The sequence below is a fragment of the Bradyrhizobium sp. NBAIM08 genome (assembly GCF_020193935.1).
GTDB classification, from domain to species: Bacteria; Pseudomonadota; Alphaproteobacteria; order Rhizobiales; family Xanthobacteraceae; genus Bradyrhizobium; species Bradyrhizobium yuanmingense.
In genome coordinates this window covers 1-445 of sequence record NZ_JADYVR010000378.1, presented here as the reverse complement: position 1 = coordinate 445, position 445 = coordinate 1, and the positions used below count along the sequence as shown (strand labels likewise).

The following is a 445-nucleotide window of genomic DNA, read 5'->3' as shown; positions in this document are numbered from 1 at the left end:
GTTCGAGGTCATCGAACGGCAGGCAGCGCAGTTGTTTCAGCCCTGCACGACGAGATGTGCCGGCACGGCGTCGCCGACATGTTGCCGGGCGGCATCGTCGTCACTGGCGGCGGTTCGATTCCCGAGGGCATGACCGCCATGGCCGAGCGCGTGTTTCAGATGCCGGTGCGCCGCGGATCGCCCGGCGGCATTGACGGCTTGACCGGGCCCATCATCGCGCCGGCGTTTGCGACGGCCGTCGGGTTGTTGCGGCACGCACACCACCATCCGGTCCCGGCGCCGCCGGCGTACCGGGCAGTGGGCGCGGGTCGGCTATTTCGCGCCTTGTTCTCTGCGGGTCGGATGGCAACGCGCGCATCATGAACTCGGTCCAGATCGGCAGCGCGGCCTGAGCGCCGGTGAATCCGAGCGGGCGATCGTCATCGCGGCCGACCCAGACGACGGT

Annotated in this window: 1 pseudogene; it reads left to right on the top strand. The window is 69.4% G+C overall.

What is annotated here, in order from left to right:
• Positions 1 to 363, top strand: a pseudogene (locus I6F37_RS39990) (hypothetical protein); the annotation flags it as partial.
• Positions 364 to 445: the final 82 nt, after the last annotated feature.